Origin of the sequence: Nocardia sp. CWNU-33 (assembly GCF_046764895.1) — a bacterium.
Lineage (GTDB): Bacteria > Actinomycetota > Actinomycetes > Mycobacteriales > Mycobacteriaceae > Nocardia.
Genome location: NZ_JBKOQN010000001.1, coordinates 96,423 through 120,545, shown reverse-complemented (window position 1 = coordinate 120,545; position 24,123 = coordinate 96,423). Strand labels below are relative to the sequence as shown.

The window sequence follows — 24,123 nt, the reverse complement described above, 5'->3', positions numbered from 1 at the left end:
ATGCGGCAATGGATACCTATTACCGAGCCTCCGGCGTATACACGATATACCTCCATGCTGTCGGGGAGTGTCTGATTAACGGCGGATCCAATCCCGGTGTTGGTTAATTACCGGTCGGGGTGATCCGGCCTTCGAAGGTGATCGCGAACGCGTTCAACGCTGGCTACCACCTCATCGCCCATCGTGCCTTGCCGCAGCCGGTGGGGTCCAGGGAACGGGTCACGAGGTGGAGGCATTTCGGTGGATTCGACCATGGTGTGGAACGTGCTCGCTCTCGCCGAGGTACTTGGGCTCGTGTCGCGCGGTGACGGAACCGGCGTTACCGCGCCGTAGAAGAGTCGACCGCCCGTGGACTTCCCGGTTCCGGTAGTGGTGCGACCGAGTCTGCCTCGGATCCGGCCGCCGATGGCGATGTGCCCGGGTCCGGGGTTCTCGACCAGCTGCACGAGGGCGGGAAAATCTGAAGGTGCTCGTCCGGGGCGTCCGAGGCGCGACCGAGCTCTTTACGCCCGAGATCGTCAGTGCCGCACTGAAGGTCGTCCCGGGGAACGTGCGTCGCGGGCGCGATCCATGACCGTGCCGAGGTACCGGGAGGCACTGGACAGGGTGCCGCCCGTACGCTGCGGACTCTGTACGCGGGCGCAGGCATGCGAGCGTTGAGCATGAACATCCGCGCCCGCCTCATGATGCGCCCGGATCTGGAGGTCACAGCGCTTTTGTAACAGCTACTCGGCGAGCTCGAATTCCCAATGGGTGCGCATTATCCGACTCCGCCCGAGATCGCCGACCACCTGCCGGAGGGGGCGTGCCCCCTGCCGATTTCTTCGTGACTTCCACTGGCAGGGTGTTGCCGTGCCCTGTCGGGCCTATCGCCGTTCGTCTTTGATGGCCTTGACTACTTCGGCGATTCCGGAGTTCAGCAGTGTGGTGAGCCGTTTGGTGTCGGCCGGCACCGCGACCGGCGGGATCGCGGTGGTGATCGCGTAGCGTCCGTCGTCCTCCAGGTCGCGCCAGCACAGGCGTCTGCGGGTTATCCCGCGCGGGCCGAACCGCGACATTCCTTGCTCGATACTGATGATTCCCTCGCCGGTGCTCGGAGCGCGGACGAATTGGTCGGCCTGCCGTTCGACGGTGTCGTCGAAGGAGTCGTTGATGAACGACCGACCGTAGGAGTAGTCCAGGTCGGCGCTTTTGGTCTGCTCGGCGAGCACGATGTCTCCGAGCTTACCCGCCGCTACCTCGGGCAGCTCGGCCAGCAGTACATCGGCGAGCTCCAGCGGCGCGCATTCAGTGATCGTGTAACCGCCACTGTGCCAAGCAGTTTCGCCAGGAAGCTGTTTGAGCAGGTATCCGTCGGCTGCCTGGCGGACCGCCAGCAGCCGGATCTGGCTCTCGGCGTCCTCGCTGTCGCTACCCCAACCTTGCAGTTCGACTCGGATGTCCGGCCGCGCGACTACATCCATCACCCGCGCGAGATTGTTGTCGAGCGTATTGCCCAGTTGTGCTCGGAGCTCCCGTTTCTCACGCTGGTAGTCGTCGTACAGCGGAGTCCGGCTCGTGAATACGAACGGGGCCGGAAGGAGGTCCGCCTGGTAAGTCTCCCAGGCGACGACGAACTCGAGGTCGGTGAATTTCCAGGTTCGGGTCATTTCTCCACAACGGCCCTCACCACCGTCGGTGCGTCACCCAGCGCCTCCTCCAGGTGCTTGTCGGAATTGAGGTAGTTGGGGCGCTTGTTTTCCTTACCCTGTCCTTGGCCCTGACCCGCTCCGGCCGCACCGGGTGATCCCGGCGAACCGGCCGTGGGCATACCGGCAGACATTCCGCCCATGCGCCCGAGGGCCGACGCAGGTGCCGGTCCGGCTGCGTTCGCTCGCGGGAACATCCGCGCCATATCGGCTTCCTTCTGTAGCGCGGCCGCCGCAGCGCCGCCACCCAGTCCACCGCCGCCGCCAATTTTTGCGGCACCGATCGCGCTACCACTACTGCCGGGCGTGCCGAGGCCGCTGGGTAGCCCTGCCCTGGCCGCGTTCAGCCCGGACCCCGCGGCCGCGGCTTGCTGCGCGGCCTGCGCCGCAGCCTGGATCGCGCTCTGGGCGCCGCCCATGCCCTGCTGCGCGAGGTTGGCTGCTTGGCTCAGGCCATCCGACCGGGGGGCCGACGTTTGCCGACTGCCATCCGCCCCGGCTGGACTGGTCGGTGTGGGTCGGTCGGTGCTGTCGATGGACCGAGGGGATGTGTAGTCGTTGCCTGCGCCCGGTGGAACCAGGGGTGGGCTGGTCGGGTTGTAGTTGGTGGGGCTCGTGAGGCTGGGGCCGCCGCCGATCGGGCCGCCGCCGATCGGGCCGCCGCCGATCGGGCCCGTTCCCGTGTACGGCGTGCCGCCTCCGTCAGGGGGGTTCTCCGCGCCGGGGGGATTCTCCTCGGCGGGCTTCTCCGGTGCGGTTGTCGGCAACTCGTCCAATGCCGGAACGAACATTGACGACACCTGGATGCCCTGAACATAGTTGTTTTCCATGTTCTGGCGGTATATCGCAAGACTGCGCTTAGTTTCGGCGTCGTACTCGGTAGTGGATTGTTCGGTAATGGTGGCGCCACCGCCCGGCAGTTCTAAATTCGGATCAGATTGGTAAACCATCCGCTTTGGTGCGGTCCGGGTTGTGGGCATACCTTTTTTGGTATCTGCCAACCATTCCGATGTGTACGCGAGGTTGGAGCCGACGGCTTTCATGCGCTCGGTCAGGCCATCAGCCTTCGTGTGATATTTACTTACCGCGCTTATCGCGGAATTGGCGCCCTCACCCTTCCATAGGGACTCGGGCATATTCGTCAGTTTCGTGGAGAAAGCGCTGACGGTGTCGCCCAATTCCTTGGCCATCCAGTTCCACATGTCGGAGGCGTGGCTCACCGGCTTGATCGCCTGCTGGGTTGTTTGGCCGAGGTCATAGAGGTCAGCCCACTCTTGACTGTCCGGGTTCTCGGGTTTGGGGCTCAATTCCAGCCGCCACTGCTGCAAGGCAGTAGGCTGCGTCTGGTTCTTGCCTGCATACTTGGTGAGAAGGTCCGGGAGATTAGCCGGTTTGACCAAGTCGCTCGCCTTGATCTTTCCCCCGGTCAGAATTTCTTCCTCAGCCGTCACCCCTTTCAGATAGTCTCTACTTTGCAACGGCACTTTTTCGTCGTTGTCGCCGTAGTTCTCCGTTTTCGGGTCTTTAGTATCATCCTCTTTCGGCATCTCGTTACGAGGTTTTCCCGCCGTGGTGGGGGCTTTGATGTTGGCCAAAGCCTCCTTCATCTGGTCTTTGGTCTTCTGGTCGAATCCGGTCGCGGAATCAAGGTCGGTATCGATATATTTAGTGCCTGCGGCCTTGAACGTGTTCAACATTTGGTCCAACGTCGCTTTGTGGGTATTCAGTACGTCGTTGAGCCCGTGGAGTGTGTTGTTGAACTGGATGGCGAGTAGGCCGCCGGAGAGGAGCTGACTCAGTTCCTTGAGTGTGCCCATGTCGACGATCGTCTTCTGGACACCGAGGATGCCGCCTATCGCATCGGCGCATTCCTGAGCCGCCAGCTGCGCGGCCATGGGCTCGAACCTGACCTTCCCGTCAGCCGTCTGCTTGGCGATGTCCTTCCAAGGGTCTTCTTCCTTCTTGTCGGGCGTCACGACCGGGCCGACGTTCTGGGGCGCGTCTCCGCTGCCGGGAGGGTCGATCATCGGGGCCCCCGAGTGTGTGTACCCGACTGCGGCAAGGCCTTGGTGTCACCCATAGGTCGCGCTCCTGACTATCACCGACAATCCGATCCAGTCTGGCACGGACGCACAGGATCGCACGATGGGCGCTCTTCCCATCGGTGGCAATGCGTCAACTGCTCCATCGGCCTGCGATGGCGGTACACTACTACCCCGAAATCCCTTGGGGCGTCGGAGTGGTCCGAGGTATCACGACTGTTGCTATCCGGTTCCTGGGCGCATCCTCGCGGGCGGCACAAGTTGATGGGGATGCTATGTGGACAATCGCGTCCAAGAGTGGCTCGATCTCGGTGGAGACCACTGAGCAGGGATTGCCGACCGGTATCAAGGTCGAGCGTGATGAGTTGCGCCGTCCACCAGGGGAGTTGGCTGCCGAGATTGTCAGATTGTGCAGACAGTCGGCGAATCGGGCCGGGCTCGCCCGCCGGGCGGAGCTGGAAAAGGCGGGATTGACCGCCGATGTACTCGCCCTGACCGGGCTACCCAAACCGGAAGACGTTGCCCGCCAAGAGCTGGTCGAAGAAGCCGAATACGAAGTCGAGCCGCAGAGTTGGTTGAGGTCGGTATGAGTCGAGCGATGGACGAACTCGAGGCGCGAGCGCACCGCAGGCTGAATCGGATGCGCGACCTCGCCGACGAGATGACCGCCGTTCGGGTCCGGGAGACCTCACCCGATGGCGTGGTCACGGTGGTGGTCGACGGCAGCGGCGCACTGCAAGAGCTGGAATTGTCCACGGGGATAACGAAATTGTCGCCGGCCGAGTTCGAGCACGTCCTGGTCAGCACTGCGGGGCAGGCTGCGCGGCGCGCCTTCGCGGAACGCGCCGAGCTGGTCACCGCCTTCAACGAAGAGGCCGCAGAGTAACGGCAGCGCCGGTTGTGGCGGCTCACCAGTGCTGGGAAGTTTTTGCTGAGCCGCGGCACGCGCAAATCCGGTACATTCGTTAACGCGGAGCAATCATCTTCCGGCAGCTAGGGTTTGCGATGAATGAAATAGTAGTAGCGTCCGATGCCATCCGCCGGTACGGCGACACATCTGCGACGATTGCGGCCGATGTAGTTTGCGCCGGAGCGACGAACCAGGCGGCGACCATCGCCGCCGCGATCCCGATCTTCGGGCTGATCGGCCAGGATTTCCTGGCCACCTTCGCCGTTGCTCAGTGCAATAATCTGACATCGGTGTGCGAGCTGGCGCATGTGCACGGGATGTCCGCGGTTGCCGCGTATGAGAGCGCGGCTCTGTACGACACCACCGAAGCCGCCTCGGTCACCGACTTCGGGACGATCAGCAGACAAATATGAATCCGCCGCTCGACCAGTCGGTCCTCGATCTTCTGCGTCACAGTGCCATCGGGCAAGCGGTGGACAGGCCGGTGAACGATGTCCTGAAGGACATGGGTCTGCCCCCACTGCCGGATATTTCGGGCCTACCGCCGATGCCGGAGTTCCCGCCGCTGCCTGTCATCGACCTGTCCCTGCTCGCCAAGCCCATTACCGATCTGGCGAACAGCTTCGGCACCGGCCGTCTCCCGGCTATCGGCACCGGCCAGTACCCGGCTGCCGGCGGCGCCGGTGTGGTACCGGCCGTCGGGCAGGGCCTGCCTCAGATCGACCCGGTGCAGGCGCTGTCTCAGGTGTCAACGGTGGTGCAGACGGCTGTGTCGCTCGGTAGCTCCGCACTACAGATAGCGTCGATGCTGTGGCAGGGGGAGGGCGCTTCGGCCGCGGCTAAGAAATCGCAGCAGGCCGCCTCGGACGGCGCGGCCGTCTCCGCGCAGAGTGCACAGACTTCGGTCGGTGTCACCGCTGCGGCGGGTAGTGTGTTCCAGGGTGCCACGGCGATGTCGGGGGTCATCGCGAAGTTCATGACCTCGCTCGCGGCATCGATGCCGTTCCTGCCCACCCCACCGGGCCAGATGTTCCTGGTCGCGCTGACGACCGAGACGCTCGCCGAGGCAACCGCGGTCATCGCCAAAACGCGGGGTGAACTCACCGTGCACAGCGGAGCCATGAGCAAGACCGGAACCAAGGTGCCGGTGACCGGAGCGCCGAAGAATGTCGATCCGTCACAGGCGATCCAGCAGCTGATGCAGCTGGTACAGCCGCTGACCCAGCTGGCGACCTCGGGTGGGCAGGCGTTGCAGGCCGCGCAGACCGCGCTGTATCCGGCGAGGGCGATCGCCGACAAGGAAACCGACGAAGAGAAGGCACGTCGCGAGGCCGAACTGGGTGGCGCCGGTGGTGGTTCACTCGGCGCGGGTGGTGGCGGCGGTGGTGCGGTCAGTGTGGGAGGCCAAGCGCGCCAGTTGACTCCGTGGACCGGTCCTCGTGCGGGCGCCTCTTTCGGAGCTGCGGGCACGAGCATGTCCGCTGCCGAAACAGCAGCCGCCACACCGGTCTCGACGGTGCGCGGCATGGGTTCTTCCTCGCCGAGCATGATGCCGATGGGTGGCGCCGCGGGTGCGGCAGGGATGGCTCGTTCGGAAGAACAATCGACCGAGGGACTGCGTGGACTGCTGGTCACCGAGCAACACGGCAACGAGGTCGTCGGCGACGTCGAAGGCGCATCGATGCCGGTCGTCGGCGCGGCCGAACATGTTTCGGGAGCACTGGATTCCGATTCGCCGGACAAGTCGCTGACCCTCTGACAGGAGGACATCATGGAATTCGAATCGGCGCAGGCAATCAAGTCGGCGACCGCGCTGGACGCGCTCGCGGCACGGCTGGAGACCGATCTGCGACAGCGGCTGCCCGCGCTGGCTGTCGAACCCGCAGGAGTGGACGAGGTATCGGTTCGCGCCGCGGAATCGCTGCGCGGCGTCGCCTCGTCCTATGACGAGGCCGCCACCGCGGGCATCCTGGAGGTCCGAAAGTTGGCCGCTGCTCTACGTTCCCACACCGATGTGCTTGTTCGGATGGACGACGAGAATGCGGCCGACTTCAGGGCCGCGAGATAGCAACGGGGTGCGGGTATGGTCGAACCACCGGTAATCGGGTTCACCGGTGTGGTCTGGCCGGCCAGGCGCACCGAGCAGTTGGCCCGTGATCTGACAACGGGCCCCGGAGCGACACCGATGGCCGATGCCAGTACGGCATGGGCGCAGCTGGCCACGAGCTTCGGGGCGGCGGTCGTCGAGTACGACCAGATTGTGGCCGCGATCCGCGAATCGTGGCGCTCCTCCGAGAGCGACGTCGTGCTGGAGCGGGTCACCAAGCTGCGTGATTGGCTCATCGACGCGGCGGCGGCCGCGGGGCAGAATGCGACACGGACGGCCGGCCAAGCCATTGCCTACGAAGTGGCCAGGCTCGCGATGCCGCATGTCGCCGAGATCGCGGCGCTGGAAGCGGCGAAGAAGGGGATCGAGCAGGCAGGTGCCGCGCTCGGAGCGCCACTTGTCGCGGCGGCGGCGCAGATCGACGGCGAGCAGGATCTCGCGAAGGCGAACGCCGCACGGGTGATGCAGAGCTACGAGTCGGCGACCACACCATTGGCCACCCCGTGGCCGCAGACGCATCCACCGGTGATCGCCACGAGTGTCGCGCTGGAGGCCGAGCAGAGTGCCGCGTCCGCGGCGACACCCGCGGCGAATCCGGCCATGCCACGCGGGAGTTTCGTGCCCAACTTCGCGGGGCTCGCCTCGATGCCACGCGTGCAAACGGCGTACCAGGCGCAGACCGTCGCCCAGGCCGTGTCCACCGCGGAAACCGTTGCGGTGCAACCAACTACTGTCGCAATCGACAGCGGTACGGGCCAGATGGTGCCCGGCAGTATGGCTCCGGCGGGTGGTATGGGCGAAGCCGAACGCACCGTTCGCGCCGGAGTGGGCGCACAGCCGCGTCCCGGTGAGGCACTGAACATCGAGGCGGGCTTCGACGCGGCGCCACCGGTGCTCGGTGCCGCTGCCGAGCATGGCGCTCGTGCGCCCGCCTCCGCCGAGCCGGTACCGGCCCGAGTCGAGGCACAGCCGTGACACCGCCGAGGTGTAGGAGGCCGATGTGCCGACGTTGACGAACGACGGTCTGCTCGTTGTGTCCGGCCTACTCGGCGTGCAGACTCTGCCGCTGGTGCTCGGCGTTGGTCCGCAACAGGATTCGGTCGACGCGTGGCAGGCCGCGCAGCAGGAGGCATTGTCCGGCCTGCGCGGCGCCGGCCTGGTCGACCGCTACGACGAGGTGGACAACGACCTCGCCGGCGCGCTGCGGGTGCTTGCGCAGCCGGATCGCGAGTTGGTGGCGCGCATCTACACCGAGGCCGGGCCGATCCGAGTCTGCTTGGCGCGCAGGGGCGCCGAACATGCGCTGGCAACCCGAACCGGCAACGGCATCGACGTCCGCACGACCTGGGCCGACGGTGGCGGAGCCGCATTGGCCCGCCCGGTACTTACCGCTCTCGGAGCGTGTGTGCCCGCGCCGATCGCCAGTTTCAGCGCGCTCGCCGATGACCTGCGCGCGCGGTTCGACGGCGCATCGACCTCGAGCGACTTCACCCAGGCGCTGTACACGCTCGGTGTCGCCGACCAGCATGATGCGATCGAATTCGGGCTCGCCATGTCGACCTGCTTCGCGCACGCCGAAATCGTCGCCTACGCCAATAACGACGGAGCGACAACCCGATCATCCGGAGCAGTCGCGGTGTACGACACCGCGCGTGGTCGCATCGTCGCCAGCCCCGGAGCAGCCCAAGACCTCCGGGTCTGGTCCACCTTCACCCCGGGCTCCGATCATCGGATCGCGCAAGCGGTTTCCGCATTGATCGACTCGTTGCCCGGAGGAAGGTGGATGCCCTAGCTTTCGCGTCGTCGTCGGGCGGACGGTGCGAAATATGGGCAGCATCAACTGAATACACCATGAACAAGGCAGACGAAGAAGGGTCAGAATATGAGCAAGGTAAGTCTCGACGATACCGCCGCCGCCAATGTCGTGAACGAGTTCATGACGGCAGTCGGTGAGATCAAGAAGACGATTCAAAACATCGGCCACGACATCGACGCCGCCAAGCCCGGCTGGCAGGGCGATGCCAACACCGCGTGCGGCAAAGCCGCCGTGGAGTGGCAGAAAGAAGGGGATCGTTTGCGGACCAAGCTGGACGATATGACCTCCTTGATCTTCGAGGGTGGCCAGACCAAGACCAAAGTCGACGCCAGCAATGTCGACAACTTCACCAATCTGGTCTAGCACCGCGCCGACCACCACATTCTAGAAAGGACTCGACATGCTCTACGACCCCAAATTCCTGGTCCCGCTGATGGATCAGCTCGACGACCACTACAAGGCGCTGCGTACCCAGATCGGGCACCTCGAGACGGCGGCCGACAAGTTGATCAACGTCGCCTGGGAAGACAACGAATCGGCCAAATCCTTCAAAGACGCGCACACAAGGTGGGAGGGCGAGTTCTCGGACACCGCCACGCAGCTCGAGAACCTGCGTGACGCTGTCGACCGGGCGCTCGGCAATGCCCAACATGCCGACAAGAAGGTGTACGAGAGCTTTCAGGGAATGTAGCTCGAACCGGTTCCGAACGGCCCGTTCACCATTCGCGTGCACGGGCCGTTTCGGCTGTCAATACGACAGCGCCATCGGAGCGTCGAGGTAACTCATCTCCGCCGGGGTAGCGACCATATGGACCGAGGTCGTCTCCGTTGCCGTGCGTACGGTGACGAGGTTCGCGGTGTCGGGATCCTCGGTGAGCGTGATGTCGCCTACGAAACTGTCGATGCTCTGGCTCGCGTTCGGACGCAACAGGATAACGGTCGCATCGGAGTGGTGTGTGGATGGCGTGATGCCGTCGTAGACGACCACCGTCGCGGATCGATGCGAGCTCGCTTGCTGTGACCCGGCCGACCAGGAGGCCAGCGACAGTGCCTGTGGTGCGTCGACTCTGGCCACCATGGAACGCCAGGCTTCATGGCGGTTGGTGTGCACCACGACGGTGGCACCCAGCGCGATCGCCCGCAAGATCACCTGTTTAGCGATCAGAAGCGCACCGACGATCTCCACCCGGCGGATGTACTGACCGACCAGCGGAAGGGCAACGCCCTGCCCGGAGAAGTCGGCGCCGATCACCTGCCCACAGCCGGTGATCGGGGTGAACAGATCAGCCAGCGAATCCGGCGTACCCAGGTAGCTCTCGATCGGCAGATCGGGCCCCTGGGTGCTGATCGGCAGATGATCCAGCAGGGCGCGGCGGTGTTTGCCGGACATGGCGACCAGGCCGGGGACCGACATCTTGGGGGCGTGGCCGCGGGCGTCGAAGCGTACGGTCGCCGACACCGAGAGCGTCGCCGGTCCGTGCGCCGAGCGGTGTGTGGGCGTGCCGGTCGCGCGGCGCAGACGCAGGGTGACCGTCGTCGCCAAGCTCGGGGTAGCCCACACTTCCGCGAGACCGCGCGGGCCGAGGGCCTCCGGGGCCATACGGTAAGTGGCGGAATGGATTCCGTTGTACTCGACGCTGTGTGATGTCTCGTTGAGTCGCGTGAGGTCGGCACTGCGGGTGAGCTGGTGTACGGCGGCGGTGATCTCGGCGGCCGACAGCACCGACACGGTCAGATCGCGGGCGGCGAGGCGGTTTGCGACGCGCCGGGTGGCGACGATCGCCGAGCGCAGCGTTCCGGTCGAGCCGCCGCCGCGCCGGTTGATCGCGGGCGCGTTGGACAGCGGGTCGAACCGCAGCACCACCCAGGCTGTGCGGTGCGCGACCGCGGGCAGCGGCCCGAGGATCTGCTCGTACAGCCGGGCCACCTGGCCCGCGTCCGAGGTACGCGAGCCGGTGCTGATCACGTCGATCGAGGCGAGGTCGATGTCGAATTGGTTCAGGCAGCGGGCGATTTCGGGCAGCGGAACCATGTCGCCGGTGTTCAGACCACTCGGACTGAGCAATGTCACGTTCTGTGGCTGTGCGTCGATGCGCAGCATGGTGATCAACCGGGCACCGTCCCACCGCATGCCGTAGCTGCCGCCATCGGGCACCGGCACATCGAACGGAGCATGGTGCACCTCGGCCGCCCGGTGGCGGAACCCGTGCCAGCGGAAAGCGAATTCGTCGGCGAGGAAAGCCGCGAGGCAGGTGCTGCGGAAGCGGACGAGCCCGATCAGCACAACGAGCACACCGCCGGCCGCCGCGGCATACCACGGTGCCCCACAGGCGATCGCTACCAGCGCGATTGCGATTGCGAGCAAGAGCACGGGAACCACAAGGCGCAGCGGGAGCACCCGGAACAACCAGTTCTGCGGTGAGCTCAGCGGTGGGGCGGTAGGCTGCGCCGCCGGATCGGCTGTTGTTGTCGCCATGGGCTCATCATGGACTGAACTTCCCTAGCTTCGCTACTGTAGTCACGCGAGCTGGTCACGCTCCTCGGAAATCGAGAGGCGTGCGCCGACACCACTTCGCTCTACTGCGTCCCGTTCGGAGGAATCGTGCCGGCCCAGTTGACAACACGTGCCCAGGTCAACGGGTATCGGTTTCTGCTGCGTCGGTACGAGCACGCGCTGGTACGCCGGGACGTCCGCATGCTGCACGATCCGATGCGGTCGCAATCGCGCTCGTTGCTCGTCGGTGCGGTACTCGGCGTCCTGGTTGTTGCGGGCGCGGCGATTCTGTCCTTCCTGCGTCCACAGGGCGCTATCGGTGACTCGAAGATCGTGATGGCCCAGGAAAGCGGCGCACTGTTCGCGGTTGTCGACAACACCCTGTATCCCGTGCTGAACCTGGCCTCGGCCCGACTGGTCACGCAGAGCAACGAGGTGCCGACCTCGGTGAAGGAGTCCAAGCTCGGCGATATGCCGCGCGGCCCTCTGGTCGGCATCCCCGGCGCCCCCGCCGCACTGCCCGGCTCGTCGGCGGGCGACCGGTCGACCTGGACGTTGTGTGACACCGTGCCGTTGTCGTCGGCGGGTAGTGCCACCGGGTCGTCCGGGGCGAAGTCGACGGTGATCGCAGGCGAGCTCGACACCGACGCGGAAGCCGCTGCCCGGCCGCTGGATTCGTCGCAGGCGTTGTTGGTGACCCGTGAGAGGAAAACCTTCCTGCTGTTCGACGGTAAGCGCGCGGAGGTCGACAGGGAGGACGCGGTGGTAGCCAGGTCGCTCGCGCTGCGCGATTATCAGCCGCGGCCGATCAGCGCCGGTCTGTTGAACGCCACCACCCAGGTTCCCGCGTTGACGCCGCCGCAGATCGACCGGATCGGTGAGCCGGGCCCCGGTCGGTTGTCCGGTGTTCCGGTCGGCGGGGTGATCCGGGTGCGCGGGGTGGACTCCGAAGAGCTGTTCGTGGTGCTGGCCGACGGTGTGCAGCGGGTGTCACCGTTCGCCGCCCTGGTGATCCGCAACGCGAATTCGCAAGGCATGAGCGAGATCACCACGGTGCCGCCGGACCGGCTGAGCGGCATCCCGGTGCTCACGACCCTCGCAGTCGACCACTTCCCGAAGGAAACCCCGAAGATCATGACCGCCGAGCAGGCGCCGGTCGGGTGTGTCTCCTGGGCCGGGGACACCGGGCGACCGGCGCCGACCGTGACGGTGCTCGCGGGACGTGAACTGCCACTGGCGAAGCCGTCCGTCCCGGTCGAGCTCGCCTCGGCAGATGGTGTCGGCGACCGCATCGACGCCGCCTATATCCCGCCGAGCACCGGCGAATTCGTCCAGGTAACCGCGATCGACCCGGAGAGCGCACGGCGCGGCACCCTGTTCTACGTGGCCGACAACGGTGTTCGCTACGGCATCCCCGACACCGAGACCGCAACGATCCTCGGACTGGCAGGGAAGCCACGCCTGGCCCCCTGGCCGATCGTCGGCCAACTGGTCCCCGGCCCAACCCTTTCCGCCAAAGAAGCTTTGGTCAGCCACGACACGCTGTAGGTGAAGACATGCGCTGACGAGCCCGCTCGCCCGGTGGATCGCCTCGGCGCCGTCGTAACCGGGGCCTCAGCAGCGCAGGTCGTGCCTAGTGCAGGGTTGATAAGACGTTCGAGAGTGCATTGCGCATGTCGTCTGCCTCGATGCGCATGAGCACCGCTTCGTCGATGTCGGTCAGGTCCAGGTTCTCATCGCTGGCAAGCCGGAACTCGCGTTCCTCCTCGGCCGACTCGATGAGGTTGCGGATGAAGCGCCCGTTGCCCGCCAGGTCGACGCCGCGACGCGGCTGGCCGTTCTGGTCGGTGCTCTCCTGGTCATACAGCTTTGTGCAGGCTTGGATGAGCAGCGTCAGCGCGTCCTCGGAGAGATCCGAATCGCGTTTGCGCGCAATGAATTGCCCGATCTCGCCGAGTTCCACCGGGGTGTAGGAATCGAACTTCACCCGCTTGGAGAACCGGGAGGCGAGACCGTCGTTGGAGGCGAGCAGTCGATCGATCTCGCCGTCGTATCCGGCGATGATGACCACCAGGCGGTCGCGGTCGTCCTCCATCCTGGCCAGGAGGGTATCGACCGCCTCGCGACCGAATGCATCGCCGCCCTGCAGGCCGGTCTGAATCAACGTGTAGGCCTCGTCGATGAACAGCACACCGTCCATGGCGCTGTCGATCAGCTTGGAAGTCTTGATCGCGGTACTGCCCAGATGCTGACCGACGAAGTCGGCGCGCTTGGCCTCGACCAGCGCGTCGGTCTTCAAAAGGCCGAGCCCGCAATAGATCTTGGCGACCACCCGGGCGACGGTCGTCTTGCCGGTGCCGGGCGGACCGGTGAAGGCCAGGTGCTGACCGCGCGGCACGCTGGCCATCCCCTTCTCGGCGCGGATCTTCGCCAGCTGTGCGGTGGCCTGCAGCTTGGCCACCTGGGTCTTGACTGCGGCCAGCCCGATCTGCGCATCGAGTTCCGCGCGCGCCGACGCAAGGGTCAGCTTGGCCTTGTCGTCGCGTTCCTCGCGGCCCATCTGCTCGGCCGAGGGAGCCGACGTCGGATCCCAGCGGTTGGTGCGTGCGTCGATCTGCTCCTGGGTGGTGATCGTGATGCGGTACTTGCGGTCCCGCATGGCACTGGCGTTGGCCTCGAAATCCGGTGCTTCCGAGTACACCTTCTCGAAAAGGGCCTGCGCCTCGGCTTCGTGGCCCGTTTCGCGCAGGCACAGGCCGCGGCAGAACCGAGCGGTGACAGCGGCCGCAGGGATCGGACCTCGCTCCGCCTGCTCCATGCGGCGGATCGCCTCGCCGAACAGTCCCAGCTGTGCGCACGCGGTGCCGACCATGACGTGCGCGGCCGCGGCCATGTACGGGTCTTCCCACTCCGCGGAGCCGGCCAGCACCGTCATCACATCGGACCAGCGCTGGGTCTGATAGTGCAGCGAAGCACGGACGTACGCGCAGATGCGGTCGTCGGTCTCGCGATCGGGCTGCGACAGCTGGGATTTGCGATGATCGGCGAGTTCGTCGAGCACTCGCTCGGCCTCGTCGTAGTCACCCTCGGTGATCAGCGCTGATGCCCGGGCCAGCCTGATCTCGGTGAAGCTCGCCAGCGGATAGTCGATGTACTGACCGATCACGAAGCGACCCGCCAGCTCGCGGGGGCGCAGACCGAGGCGACGCTGCTCTCGGAACAGTGCTGTCGAGCTCGTCTTGTACAGGTTGAACAGCACTTCGCGGGTGACCTCACCCGCGGCGGCCCGGCCGAGCCAGGCGTCGCACATGTCGGGGTCCCATTCGGTGGCCCGAGTGAACGCCAACTTGGCATATTCGAGGTCGCGGGCAGATTCCTGCCCATCGATGGAGAGGCCCAATGACAAGACGCCGGCGTCGAAGGCGCGTTGTGCTTGGCGGTTGCCAGTCATGCGGGTAAGCCCCCAAAGCATACGGTGTTTGCGAGATCTCGCTCAGCATACCGGCTGGCGCGGGTATAGATTGAGTGCCTTACCAAGCTCGACTGTGTGAACTAGGGAGTCTGCAAACTCGTGAGCGAGTCTTCGACCAGTGGCATGGGGACCGCTGATCCGGAATTGTGTCGAGTCTCGATAATCGGAGGCAACACCCAGCTGGATCTGGGGTTGCCCGCGACCATTCCGATCGCCACCTTCATCACCGACGTGGTCGGTCTGATCGAATCTCGCACGCCGGATCTCACCGAACACGAAGATGGTGCGCCGCTGCGCACCGAGCATTGGACGCTGGCCAGGGTCGGTCGCGACCCGATCCCGCCGAACCAGACCTTGACCGACGCCGAGGTTTTCGACGGCGAACTGCTTGTCCTGCGTTCGGTGACGGCGAAGGAATCGCCGGCACTGTTCGACGATGTCATCGACGCGGTATCCCGGCTGACCGCCGAGTCGTTCCGTAGCTGGTCACCGGCTTCGGCGCGCTGGATGGGCCTGATCACCGCGCTCGGCGGGGTACTCACGGCGATCGTGCTGCTGGCGGTGGCGAAACAGGACGGCGCCGGCGGCTACCTCGGCTTTCTCGCGCTCGGTACGGGTATCGCCGCTGTCGCCGCGGCCGTGATCGCGACCCGGAAGTATGTGGCCCTGCTGACCGCGATGATGTTGTCGCTGTTCGCGACGTTGCTGTGTTTCGCGGCCGCGGCATTGTTCGTGCCGGGCGACCTCGGCAGCCCACACCTGCTGTTCGCCTGCGCCACAGCCCTTGTCGTCTCGGTGGTCGTCTACAGCGTCACCGGCGTCGGCGCCATGATGTGCGCCGCGGTGATCACCGTCGTGCTGTTCGGCGGGTTCGCCGCACTGGTCCGCATGGTGTGGGATGTCGGCACACCGAAAATCGCCGCCGGTGCGCTGGTCGCGGCACTGATCATCATCACGATGGCGCCACGGATCACGGTCGCCGCGGCGCGACTGCCGGTTCCGCCGGTACCTACCGCCGGTGGTGCGATCGACCCGGCCGATCACGAGCCGAGGCCGACGATCGAGGACATCGGTGCCATCGGTGCGACCGCGCTGCCCTCGGCGGCGGGTCTGGAGTTGCGGGCGAGTGCCGCCAACCAGTACCAATCCGGTCTGCTGCTCGGAAGTACGATCGCGGCGGTGGCCGGGGCGGTATTCGCGGCCGATCAGCTGGGTGCCGCGCGCTGGCAGGGTATTGCGCTCGCGGTGGTCGTCGGGCTGATCCTGTGCCTGCGCGGGCGCTCGTTCGCGGACCTGGTCCAGGCGAGCACGCTGATCGGCGGCGGCGCCACCACATTGATCGCGGTACTGATCACGGTCGGGCTCGGTCAACCGTCGTACGTGGTGCCGATCGCCGGGATACTGCTCGCGGTCTCGGCGGCAATGGTCGGCTTCGGTGTGATTGCGCCGCATACCGAGGTCTCGCCGGTGGTGCGCAGGATGGGGGAGATCACCGAGTACCTGCTGATCGTCACCATCATCCCACTGGTGTTGTGGATCATGGATCTCTACTCGGCCGCTCGAAACCTGTGATCGAGGCGCGTCCATGAGCATTCCGCTAAGGCTGGCCGGGGTGGCGCTTGTGCTCGGTCTCGGCACGATCGGACTACCCGCCCCAGCCTTCGCCATCGGACCGCCGAGCATCGACGACGGTGCCCTCGGTGCGGCGATAGCGGCCAGCAGGGGCGGCGCACCCGACGCGACCGAACAGCGGTCGGTCTGTGCCGAGCCGATGCTCGGTGGCACACCGCCGCAGGATCCGCCACTGCCGCAACGGCTTCTCGACCTGCCCTCGGCCTGGCAGTTCAGCCGCGGCGGTGGACAGAAGGTCGCGGTGATCGATACCGGCGTGAACCCGCACCCACGTCTGCCCGCACTGCAGCCGGGCGGCGACTTCGTGTCGAGTTCGGACGGCACTTCCGACTGTGACGGCCACGGCACCTTGGTCGCCGGCGTGATTGCCGCGCGGCCGAGCGCCGAGGACGGATTCGCCGGGGTCGCGCCGGACGCGGAGATCCTCGCCATCCGGCAGCTGAGCCTGGCCTTCGAGGCGAAAGACCGGGGTCGCAGCGACGAACCGGGCAAGATAGCCTCCGCCGGTTACGGCAACGTACAGACACTGGCCGCGGCCATCGTGCGCGCGGTCGATCTCGGCTCGACCGTAATCAATGTTTCCGAAGTCGCCTGTGCGCCCAGTGGATCCGGGCCCGCGGACGCGGCGCTCGGCGCTGCGGTGAAATACGCCTACGATCGAAACGTCGTCGTGGTCACGGCCGCGGGGAACATCCAGCAGGGTGGCGCATGTGGCGCCCAGAACGATGGTGCGGGGTGGAGCGCGGTACGGACCGTGGTGAGCCCGGCCTGGTTCACTCCCTATGTCCTGTCGGTGGCTTCGGTGGAGCCCGACGGGAAGCCGTCGGATTTCTCCATCCATGGCCCGTGGGTCAGCGTCGCCGCGCCGGGCCGCGGCATCGTGTCGCTCGACAGTAAGCCGGGGGCGGCCGGCGTGGTCGACTCCGTGCAGACCAGCGAGGGCGTCGGATCCATCGACGGGACAAGCTTTTCCAGCGCCTACGTATCCGGGCTCGCCGCACTGGTGCGGGCCAGGTTTCCGGAGCTGTCGGCCAAGCAGGTGATGGATCGGATCACCCGTACGGCGATGCAACCGGGCACCGGGCGAGACGATCGGATCGGTGCCGGGCTGATCGACCCGCTCGCCGCGCTCACCGCACAATTGCCCGCACAACCGATCAGTGTCGGAGCCGATGTGGCGCGGCCGCTGCCGGCAGCGGCGCCACCGCCGTATGTCGATCCCATGCCACGCAGGGTCGCGACCATCGGGACACTTGTCCTGCTCGCCCTGCTCGCCATCGGATACGCGTTGTCCATTCCGTTCCGTAAACAGCGCAGCGGCGTCGATCCGGCGGCAGAAACCCGAGAAGGACTGTAGGACATGGCTACCGAAGGATTTGTGCGACGACCGCGAATCGCGCCACCGCGGGCGCCGGGCGGTGAAGTGGCGCTGTCCGCGCCGCCGGAAATTCCCCGGCCGGTGCCGGCCGGGCTGTTGATGAAGCTGATGCCGCTGGTGATGGTCGTGGCCGTCGTCGGCATGATCGCGATGATGGTCATGATGGGCCGAAACCTGTTGGCCAATCCATTCATGATGATGTTCCCGATGATGATGCTCATGTCGATGGTCGGCATGCTGGCGGGTTTCCGGGGCGGCGGCGGCACCAAGAAGGCCGCCGAACTCAACGAGGAGCGCAAGGACTACTTCCGCTACCTCGACCAGGTGCGCACGGACGTGCGCAAAACCGGCCGGTCCCAGCTGGCCGCGTTGGTCTGGAGCCACCCCGAGCCCGCGGATCTGCAATCGATCGTCGGAAGCCGGCGGATGTGGGAACGTCGGCCGAACGACCCGGATTTCGGGCACGTGCGCGTCGGGGTCGGTAGCCATCGGCTCGCGACCAAGCTGGCCCGACCCGAGACCGGTCCGCTGGAGGACCTGGAGCCGGTCTCGACAGTCGCGCTGCGCCGGTTCGTGCGTACCCATTCGGTGGTGCACAACCTGCCTACCGCGATCTCATTGCGTGCGTTTCCCGCCATCAATATCGAGGGCAATTCCGCCGAGGCCAGGATGCTGGTCCGGTCGATGCTGATGGAGTTCGCCACCTCGCACGGACCCGACCACACCGCGGTGGCCATCATTTGCGCCGATCCCGACGGCGAGGCATGGGCATGGGCTAAATGGCTACCGCACCTGCAGCATCCGGTCGACCGGGACGGGCTCGGCTCCCGGCGCATGATGTACCAGTCGCTGGCCGAACTCGAAACCGCCATGTCCGCCGAACTGCTCGAACGCGGCCGCTTCATGCGCAACGCCCAGCCGACGGCGGGGCGAATCCACCTGATGGTCATCATCGACGACGGGTTCGTCAGCGGCACCGAACGTATCGTCAGCGACGCGGGCCTCGACTCGGTCACTGTCCTGGATCTCTCCGCACCGCAAACCGGCCTCGCGGTCCGCCGCGGGCTGCAACTGGTCGTCAATGACGGAACGGTCGCGGCGAAATCAGCTGCGGGCACCGAGAAGTTCGCCACCTCGGACGCGGCCACCGTAGCGGAGGCGGCCGCCCTGGCCAGGGGCCTCGCCCGCTACCGGGTCGCGACGGCGGCGCAGATCGTCAGCCTCGGCGACGAAACCCGGGCGGTCGCGGGTCTGATGTCGTTGTTGAAGGTTCCTGATGCCGCGCAGATCAATCCGGCGGTGGTGTGGCGTCCGCGCAGCGACCGTGAGCGCCTGCGCGTGCCGATCGGCGTCACCCCGGACGGTACCCCGGTCGAACTCGATATCAAGGAGTCCGCCGAGAACGGCATGGGACCGCACGGCTTGTGCATCGGCGCAACCGGTTCCGGCAAGTCGGAGTTCCTGCGGACACTGGTGCTGTCGCTGGTGACCTCGCATTCACCGGACCTGTTGAATTTGGTGCTCGTCGACTTCAAGGGCGGCGCGACCTTCCTCGGCCTCGACTCGCTGCCGCACGTCGCCGCGGTCATCACCAACCTCGAGGAAGAACTCTCGATGGTCGACCGGATGAAGGACGCGCTATCCGGCGAGATGAACCGCCGTCAGGAATTGCTGCGCTCGGCCGGAAATTTCGCCAACGTCACCGAATACGAGAAGGCGCGTGCCGCGGGCGCACAACTCGACCCGCTGCCCGCACTGTTCGTCGTGGTCGACGAGTTCTCCGAACTTCTTTCCCAGAAACCGGATTTCGCCGACCTGTTCGTGATGATCGGCCGACTCGGCCGCTCGTTGCGTGTGCACTTGCTGCTCGCCTCACAGCGTCTCGAGGAGAACAAACTGCGCGGGCTGGACAGCCATCTGTCCTATCGCATCGGTTTGCGTACCTTCTCGGCCAACGAGTCGCGCGCGGTGCTCGGCATCACCGATGCCTACCACCTGCCGAGCGTGCCCGGCTCCGCCTACCTCAAGAGCGACGCGGACGACCCACTGCGTTTCACCGCGGCTTACGTGTCGGGACCATATGTTTCGCCGCGCGGGAGCCAACAGGTCGGCGGGCGTTCGATCGGTGGACAGATGCCGCTGGTCTTTACCGCGGGGGAGGTCGAGGCACCCGAGCTGCCGCGCAGCCAGGCAGCCGACCGGCCGCGTGGACTTCCCGAACTGCCGCCCCCGCCCGGCGCCGTCGATCTGGCCGCCGAGCCGGACACGACCCAACGGCCGAACGAGGGCGTGCCCGCGACGCTGCTGCAGGTGGTTGTCGCACGGCTGAACGGGCACGGACGACCCGCGCACGAAGTATGGCTGCCACCGCTGGACGAATCGCCGTCGGTGGATATGTTGCTGCCCGATCCGGACTGGAAGTCCCCGATGAATCGGCACGGTCAGCTGTGGATGCCGATCGGCGTGATCGACAAGCCCTACGAACAGCGTCGCGACGTGCTGATGATCGATCTGTCCGGCGCACAAGGCAATCTGGCCGTGGTCGGCGGCCCGCAGTCCGGCAAATCGACCACTCTGCGGACGGTCATCATGGCGGCCGCGGCCACGCACACACCCGAACAGATCCAGTTCTACTGCCTGGACTTCGGCGGTGGCACCCTGGCCAGTCTCGCCGATGTGCCGCATGTCGGTTCGGTGGCCGGTCGCTTGGAGGTCGATCGGGTCCGCCGCACGATCGCTGAGATGAACACGTTGCTGCATCAGCGCGAGGAACGCTTCCGTGCGCTCGGTATCGAGTCGATCGCCGAATTCCGTCGGCGTAAGGCAGCACTCAGCCAGCTCCCGGAGGCCGAACGCGCTGCCGATCCGCTCTCCGAGGACCAATTCGGCGATGTGTTTCTCGTGGTGGACGGGTGGCCGACTATCCGCGCCGAGTTCGACGCACTCGAACAGGCCTTCAATTCGCTGGCCGCTCAAGGTCTGTCCTACGGCATCCATCTGATGCTCTCGGCCAGCCGTTGGGCCGAGATTCGGCCTGCCATCAAAGATCTCATCGGTACCAGGCTGGAGTTGCGCCTCGGTGATCCGTCCGACTCCGAGATGGATCGACGCGCGGCCGTGCTCGTCCCGATGGGCCGCCCAGGCCGTGGGTTGACACCTGACCGCCTACACATGCTCATCGCGCTACCTCGGCTGGATTCGGACTCCAACGCACGAACACTCCCGGAGGGAGCTGGCGAAGCCAAGCGGCAACTCAACGAGCTCTATGGCAACAGGCGCGCACCGGAGGTGCGCATGCTTCCGCTGGAGATTCCACGCGAACAGGTGCTCGACAGCGCCCGACGCTACGGCATCGAACTCGGGCCGACGCGCGTCGCGATCGGGATCGGCGAATCCGAATTGCAGCCGCTCGTCCTGAATTTCGGCGCCCAGCCGCACTTCATGGCGTTCGCCGACATCGAGTGCGGCAAGACGACACTGTTGCGCAACATTGTCATGGGTCTGGTCGAGAATTCGAACGCCGAACAAGCGCGGGTCATCCTCATCGACTACCGGCGCACCATGCTCGGGGTCATCGAGGGCGACCAGTTGGCCGGATACTCGACCTCGTCACAAACATCGATCGGCATGATCAGGGAGGTCGCGGGCTACCTGGCGAAACGGATTCCCGGCTCGGATATCACCCCGAAGCAGCTGCGCGAGCGCAGCTGGTGGAGTGGGCCGGAAATCTACGTCGTCGTCGACGATTACGACATGGTCGCCACGGGCGAGAATCCGTTGGAGCCGCTGCTGGAATTCCTGCCGCAGGCCCGCGATATCGGTATGCATCTGATCGTGGCTCGGCGCTCCGGCGGCGCTTCCCGTGCAATGTACGACAAGGTGCTCGGCCGGATGAAGGACCTGTCCGTCGACGCGCTGCTCATGAGCGCGCCCAAGGACGAGGGCAAGTTCCTCGGTGATATCCGTTCGGCGAAGCTGCCTGCCGGCCGAGGGACACTCGTTTCCCGCGGTGAGCCCGAGATGGTTCAGGTGGCCTACTTGCCGCCGGTGTAGCGGCTTGTTCAGCGTGGACCGAACGCCGCGACGCTCCGATGCTCGATAGTCGGGATGGCGCCGGGGCAGAGCGGATCCCAACTATCGGTGCGGCGTTCGAAGAGTGCGCGGGAAGGGCCGGTGGCGATCGGGCCCGCGATGCGGGCCAGGTGGAAGCCTGCCCGGCGGTAGTAGTCGTGCAGGTCGTTGTTGGTGGTCCAGGCGTCGAGCCGGACCCAGGTGCGCTGTTGGCGGCGGGCGAGCATGCCCGCGTGGGCTAGTAGTCGGTCGCCGACGCGCTGGCCGGCGAAGCGGAGGTCGACGATCATAAAGTGGACGACCACCGCATCGGCTAGTTCCCACGGCGACCACAGTCCGTTGTCGGCGTGCTGGTTGACGGTGATCGTCCCCGCCGGTTCGCCCGCGACCTCGGCGATCCAGGTTTCCCCTGCTTCCAGGGCCCGGCCGACCGCCCTTGCGAAGATCTCTATGGGCAGCCCGCGGCCTGCCACCGTCCATTGGTCGGAGCCGCGCGCGGTGAGCCATGACGTGCGCTGGACCCGCAGGCGGCAGATCATGCCGAGATCGCCGAAGGTCGCCTGGCGAATCACGGTACTCATGGCAACGAAATGCCTGGCCTGTACGAGGTGCCGAGCGCGCGCCGGATGACCGCGGTGCCCGCGTCGTCGCCGAGTTCGTAGGCGAGCCGGTTGCGCGTGGCGATCGACCGGTGCCGGGTGGCGCGGGTGACCCGCTCGTGGTTGGCGCCGATCCGCAGATGATCGAGCAGAATGGTCCCGGTCGCGACACCGAGGACGATGGCCTCCTCGGCGCTGGCGGGCCTGGCGGACATGGTGTCCCGGTGCGCGGTCTCGGCGTGGCCGCGATCGGCCAGCCGCCTGGTCGTGCCCTCGGAGATATCGTGCGGTGAGTCGATACCGGTGGTCTCGGCCAGGTCTCTCGGGTAGAAGCTGACCTCCCACGACCATGGCTCGTTGTCGAGGTACTGAACGACCGTTCGGGCCAGCACCCACGAGTCCTCCGGCACGCCGAGCCACAGGGCGACCTGCGGACTGGCCGGTTCCATCCTGGCACTGAACTCTTTGGTGGGTTCCCGACGCGCCGCCCGCGCGATTTCCTCGAAAATGTCGTGCGCCGACTGCGGGCGATCCGGTCGGATGTGGTCGGTGACAACCGATTCCAGAACTTCCTGGCTTCGCACGATTGTCCCACGGGAAGTAGCTGTATAGACCAGATTTTCGGCGACAAGCACCTGAATAGCGTTGCGGGCAGTCGTTATCGAGACTTCCATTTGCTCGGCCAGCTCGGTATGACTGGGCAGTCGATCACCCGGATGCCACTTGCCTGCGCGGATCTCCTCGCGCAGGACGTCTGCGATCCGGCGATACGTCGGACCGTCCGCCATCTTGCTCCTCGGTCAGTCGTGCAGGTAACGAAGTATACTCTTCGTGACTTCCTACGGCCCGGTAACGCTTGACAGGTGCCTTCAGAGGTTTATTGTAATGAACGTCCTGATCCGGTGTTGTGCGGCGACGAACGGCGAGGCAACGTGGCAGGTTCGGAGATTTCGACAGTCGTTATGGCTCTCCCCGACACACCGCGGTGTGTCGACTCGGCAGTGCAGTCACTGACCCTCGGACTACTGCCTACTTCTGATCTACTTGTTCGGGCGTGTCGCGGGCACCGCGTGGTCGGCGGCCCGCTGCTCTGGTTCGCCCGTGACCTTGCGGTGCTGCATGAGCGCCGGTTGGTGGGGCGTGGCGGCTCGGTGCCGACCGATCCGGCTACTGTGCTCGAAATCGATCGGCGCAGAACCGAATTGGTAATGGCCATTGACGACTGGGTGGCTCGCAGCGTCCCGCAGCATCGGCTCGGCGCCACGCTGCACACCGAGACCGTCGGCGCGGTTATCGACCGCATCGCCGAGTCCTCGGTCCGTGCACACCACGCGCTGATGACGCTGGACGCACACAATGAACGGTTGCACTGCGCCTGGCATCATCTAGCGGAACTCGCCGACGCCTATGACGATCTGGTTCGCGATATCCAGGCGGGCCGCAGGCGCTTGCCGGAGTGGTGACCTTTCCGGTGCGTTGATCACCAAGTGCCAGTGACACATTGGGCGCCCGTTGTCATGCCGACCACAGTGTCGCGCATGGCAGCGGGGGCATGTCGGGGTGCACGTTTCGGTCGATGACGACTTCGAGGTCGGTGCGGGTTCTGTCCAGTATCGTCGCGAACTCTTCCGCAGCTGCACAGTCACATTGGAAGTCCAGGGGCGCCTCGAGATGCTGGAACGACACCTGCAGATGGCGGCGCCGTGAGTCGAGCACGTAACGTCCCGTGCGCACCAGGTAGTTCAACGCCGCTCGGCGTTGGGCACACGGTGATCCCATCCAATGTGCGTGGGTCTGCATGATCCGATGCGCGCTGGCTGCTGTCAGGTGATCGGGCGCAATGTCGCAGCGCCCGAGCCTGATCGACCATGCCTCGAGTTGTTCCGGCAGTACATACATGACGGTGAAACCGGT

21 protein-coding genes are annotated in these 24,123 nt (G+C 65.8%); 14 read left to right on the top strand and 7 right to left on the bottom strand.

The window, feature by feature from the left end; genetic code table 11:
- Positions 1-866: 866 nt before the first annotated feature.
- Positions 867-1,649 carry an ESX secretion-associated protein EspG gene (locus tag ACLMAL_RS00565; RefSeq protein ID WP_411997294.1) on the bottom strand — a complete coding sequence of 261 codons (783 nt, stop codon included), beginning with the start codon at positions 1,647-1,649 and terminating at the stop codon, positions 867-869.
- Positions 1,646-3,715, bottom strand: a complete 2,070-nt coding sequence (locus ACLMAL_RS00560) for a hypothetical protein (protein ID WP_411997293.1) — start codon at positions 3,713-3,715, stop codon at positions 1,646-1,648. Before ACLMAL_RS00560 ends, ACLMAL_RS00565 begins: the two co-directional genes overlap by 4 nt.
- Before the next feature lie 290 nt (positions 3,716-4,005).
- Here ACLMAL_RS00560 and ACLMAL_RS00555 point away from each other — a divergent pair, with 290 nt between their 5' ends.
- From ACLMAL_RS00555 to ACLMAL_RS00515, 9 genes are all read left to right on the top strand, one after another.
- Complete coding sequence (locus ACLMAL_RS00555) at positions 4,006-4,320, top strand: hypothetical protein (protein WP_411997292.1); 315 nt, start codon at positions 4,006-4,008, stop codon at positions 4,318-4,320.
- An 8-nt stretch (positions 4,321-4,328) separates the two neighbouring features.
- A complete protein-coding gene (locus ACLMAL_RS00550; protein WP_411997291.1) occupies positions 4,329-4,616 on the top strand; it encodes a YbaB/EbfC family nucleoid-associated protein in 288 nt (95 codons plus the stop codon).
- Positions 4,617-4,735: 119 nt separating this feature from the next.
- Complete coding sequence (locus ACLMAL_RS00545) at positions 4,736-5,053, top strand: hypothetical protein (protein ID WP_411997290.1); 318 nt, start codon at positions 4,736-4,738, stop codon at positions 5,051-5,053.
- A gap of 71 nt (positions 5,054-5,124) precedes the next feature.
- Positions 5,125-6,399 carry a hypothetical protein gene (locus ACLMAL_RS00540; protein ID WP_411997289.1) on the top strand — a complete coding sequence of 425 codons (1,275 nt, stop codon included), beginning with the start codon at positions 5,125-5,127 and terminating at the stop codon, positions 6,397-6,399.
- Positions 6,400-6,411: 12 nt separating this feature from the next.
- Complete coding sequence (locus ACLMAL_RS00535) at positions 6,412-6,708, top strand: PE domain-containing protein (RefSeq protein WP_411997288.1); 297 nt, start codon at positions 6,412-6,414, stop codon at positions 6,706-6,708.
- Positions 6,709-6,723: 15 nt separating this feature from the next.
- A complete protein-coding gene (locus ACLMAL_RS00530) occupies positions 6,724-7,722 on the top strand; it encodes a PPE domain-containing protein (RefSeq protein ID WP_411997287.1) in 999 nt (332 codons plus the stop codon).
- 25 nt (positions 7,723-7,747) lie between these two features.
- Positions 7,748-8,539, top strand: coding sequence for an ESX secretion-associated protein EspG (locus ACLMAL_RS00525; protein ID WP_411997286.1), 792 nt, complete (start codon positions 7,748-7,750; stop codon positions 8,537-8,539).
- A gap of 90 nt (positions 8,540-8,629) precedes the next feature.
- Positions 8,630-8,926 carry a WXG100 family type VII secretion target gene (locus tag ACLMAL_RS00520; RefSeq protein WP_411997285.1) on the top strand — a complete coding sequence of 99 codons (297 nt, stop codon included), beginning with the start codon at positions 8,630-8,632 and terminating at the stop codon, positions 8,924-8,926.
- Positions 8,927-8,963: 37 nt separating this feature from the next.
- Complete coding sequence (locus tag ACLMAL_RS00515) at positions 8,964-9,254, top strand: hypothetical protein (protein ID WP_411997284.1); 291 nt, start codon at positions 8,964-8,966, stop codon at positions 9,252-9,254.
- A 57-nt stretch (positions 9,255-9,311) separates the two neighbouring features.
- Here ACLMAL_RS00515 and eccE read toward each other — a convergent pair whose 3' ends face one another.
- On the bottom strand, positions 9,312-11,039 hold the full coding sequence (eccE, locus tag ACLMAL_RS00510) for a type VII secretion protein EccE (protein WP_411997283.1): 1,728 nt from the start codon (positions 11,037-11,039) through the stop codon (positions 9,312-9,314).
- Between the two features lie 138 nt (positions 11,040-11,177).
- Here eccE and eccB point away from each other — a divergent pair, with 138 nt between their 5' ends.
- Positions 11,178-12,605 (top strand): type VII secretion protein EccB, encoded by a 1,428-nt coding sequence (gene eccB / locus ACLMAL_RS00505; protein WP_411997282.1) that lies wholly within the window; start codon positions 11,178-11,180, stop codon positions 12,603-12,605.
- A gap of 85 nt (positions 12,606-12,690) precedes the next feature.
- Here eccB and eccA read toward each other — a convergent pair whose 3' ends face one another.
- Positions 12,691-14,508 (bottom strand): type VII secretion AAA-ATPase EccA, encoded by a 1,818-nt coding sequence (gene eccA, locus ACLMAL_RS00500; protein WP_411997281.1) that lies wholly within the window; start codon positions 14,506-14,508, stop codon positions 12,691-12,693.
- Between the two features lie 120 nt (positions 14,509-14,628).
- Between eccA and eccD the strand changes: the two genes are divergently transcribed.
- The 3 genes from eccD to eccCa are packed head-to-tail and all read left to right on the top strand — an operon-like array spanning position 14,629 to position 21,592.
- The gene (gene eccD / locus ACLMAL_RS00495) at positions 14,629-16,101 is read left to right on the top strand and encodes a type VII secretion integral membrane protein EccD (protein WP_411997280.1); all 1,473 of its coding nucleotides are present in this window, start codon (positions 14,629-14,631) and stop codon (positions 16,099-16,101) included.
- 13 nt (positions 16,102-16,114) lie between these two features.
- The gene (gene mycP / locus ACLMAL_RS00490) at positions 16,115-17,518 is read left to right on the top strand and encodes a type VII secretion-associated serine protease mycosin (protein WP_411997279.1); all 1,404 of its coding nucleotides are present in this window, start codon (positions 16,115-16,117) and stop codon (positions 17,516-17,518) included.
- A gap of 3 nt (positions 17,519-17,521) precedes the next feature.
- Complete coding sequence (eccCa, locus tag ACLMAL_RS00485; protein ID WP_411997278.1) at positions 17,522-21,592, top strand: type VII secretion protein EccCa; 4,071 nt, start codon at positions 17,522-17,524, stop codon at positions 21,590-21,592.
- An 8-nt stretch (positions 21,593-21,600) separates the two neighbouring features.
- Here eccCa and ACLMAL_RS00480 read toward each other — a convergent pair whose 3' ends face one another.
- A complete protein-coding gene (locus tag ACLMAL_RS00480; protein ID WP_411997277.1) occupies positions 21,601-22,191 on the bottom strand; it encodes a GNAT family N-acetyltransferase in 591 nt (196 codons plus the stop codon).
- Positions 22,188-22,997 carry a GntR family transcriptional regulator gene (locus ACLMAL_RS00475; protein ID WP_411997276.1) on the bottom strand — a complete coding sequence of 270 codons (810 nt, stop codon included), beginning with the start codon at positions 22,995-22,997 and terminating at the stop codon, positions 22,188-22,190. Before ACLMAL_RS00475 ends, ACLMAL_RS00480 begins: the two co-directional genes overlap by 4 nt.
- A gap of 213 nt (positions 22,998-23,210) precedes the next feature.
- Between ACLMAL_RS00475 and ACLMAL_RS00470 the strand changes: the two genes are divergently transcribed.
- Positions 23,211-23,672 (top strand): DUF4254 domain-containing protein, encoded by a 462-nt coding sequence (locus ACLMAL_RS00470; RefSeq protein WP_328409295.1) that lies wholly within the window; start codon positions 23,211-23,213, stop codon positions 23,670-23,672.
- Between the two features lie 52 nt (positions 23,673-23,724).
- On the opposite strand, the gene ACLMAL_RS00465 is transcribed toward ACLMAL_RS00470, so the two are convergent.
- Positions 23,725-24,108: a hypothetical protein gene (locus ACLMAL_RS00465; protein WP_411997275.1), complete on the bottom strand. Its 384-nt coding sequence runs from the start codon at positions 24,106-24,108 to the stop codon at positions 23,725-23,727.
- Positions 24,109-24,123: the final 15 nt, after the last annotated feature.

Bases quoted from the DNA above. Each gene is read 5' to 3' on its own strand.
- ACLMAL_RS00565 (WP_411997294.1), bottom strand. From the start codon at position 1,649: ATGACCCGAACCTGGAAATTCACCGACCTCGAGTTCGTCGTCGCCTGG.
- ACLMAL_RS00560 (WP_411997293.1), bottom strand. From the start codon at position 3,715: ATGATCGACCCTCCCGGCAGCGGAGACGCGCCCCAGAACGTCGGCCCG.
- ACLMAL_RS00555 (WP_411997292.1), top strand. From the start codon at position 4,006: ATGTGGACAATCGCGTCCAAGAGTGGCTCGATCTCGGTGGAGACCACT.
- ACLMAL_RS00550 (WP_411997291.1), top strand. From the start codon at position 4,329: ATGGACGAACTCGAGGCGCGAGCGCACCGCAGGCTGAATCGGATGCGC.
- ACLMAL_RS00545 (WP_411997290.1), top strand. From the start codon at position 4,736: ATGAATGAAATAGTAGTAGCGTCCGATGCCATCCGCCGGTACGGCGAC.
- ACLMAL_RS00535 (WP_411997288.1), top strand. From the start codon at position 6,412: ATGGAATTCGAATCGGCGCAGGCAATCAAGTCGGCGACCGCGCTGGAC.
- ACLMAL_RS00530 (WP_411997287.1), top strand. From the start codon at position 6,724: ATGGTCGAACCACCGGTAATCGGGTTCACCGGTGTGGTCTGGCCGGCC.
- ACLMAL_RS00520 (WP_411997285.1), top strand. From the start codon at position 8,630: ATGAGCAAGGTAAGTCTCGACGATACCGCCGCCGCCAATGTCGTGAAC.
- ACLMAL_RS00515 (WP_411997284.1), top strand. From the start codon at position 8,964: ATGCTCTACGACCCCAAATTCCTGGTCCCGCTGATGGATCAGCTCGAC.
- eccE (WP_411997283.1), bottom strand. From the start codon at position 11,039: ATGGCGACAACAACAGCCGATCCGGCGGCGCAGCCTACCGCCCCACCG.
- eccA (WP_411997281.1), bottom strand. From the start codon at position 14,508: ATGACTGGCAACCGCCAAGCACAACGCGCCTTCGACGCCGGCGTCTTG.
- mycP (WP_411997279.1), top strand. From the start codon at position 16,115: ATGAGCATTCCGCTAAGGCTGGCCGGGGTGGCGCTTGTGCTCGGTCTC.
- eccCa (WP_411997278.1), top strand. From the start codon at position 17,522: ATGGCTACCGAAGGATTTGTGCGACGACCGCGAATCGCGCCACCGCGG.
- ACLMAL_RS00480 (WP_411997277.1), bottom strand. From the start codon at position 22,191: ATGAGTACCGTGATTCGCCAGGCGACCTTCGGCGATCTCGGCATGATC.
- ACLMAL_RS00475 (WP_411997276.1), bottom strand. From the start codon at position 22,997: ATGGCGGACGGTCCGACGTATCGCCGGATCGCAGACGTCCTGCGCGAG.
- ACLMAL_RS00465 (WP_411997275.1), bottom strand. From the start codon at position 24,108: ATGTATGTACTGCCGGAACAACTCGAGGCATGGTCGATCAGGCTCGGG.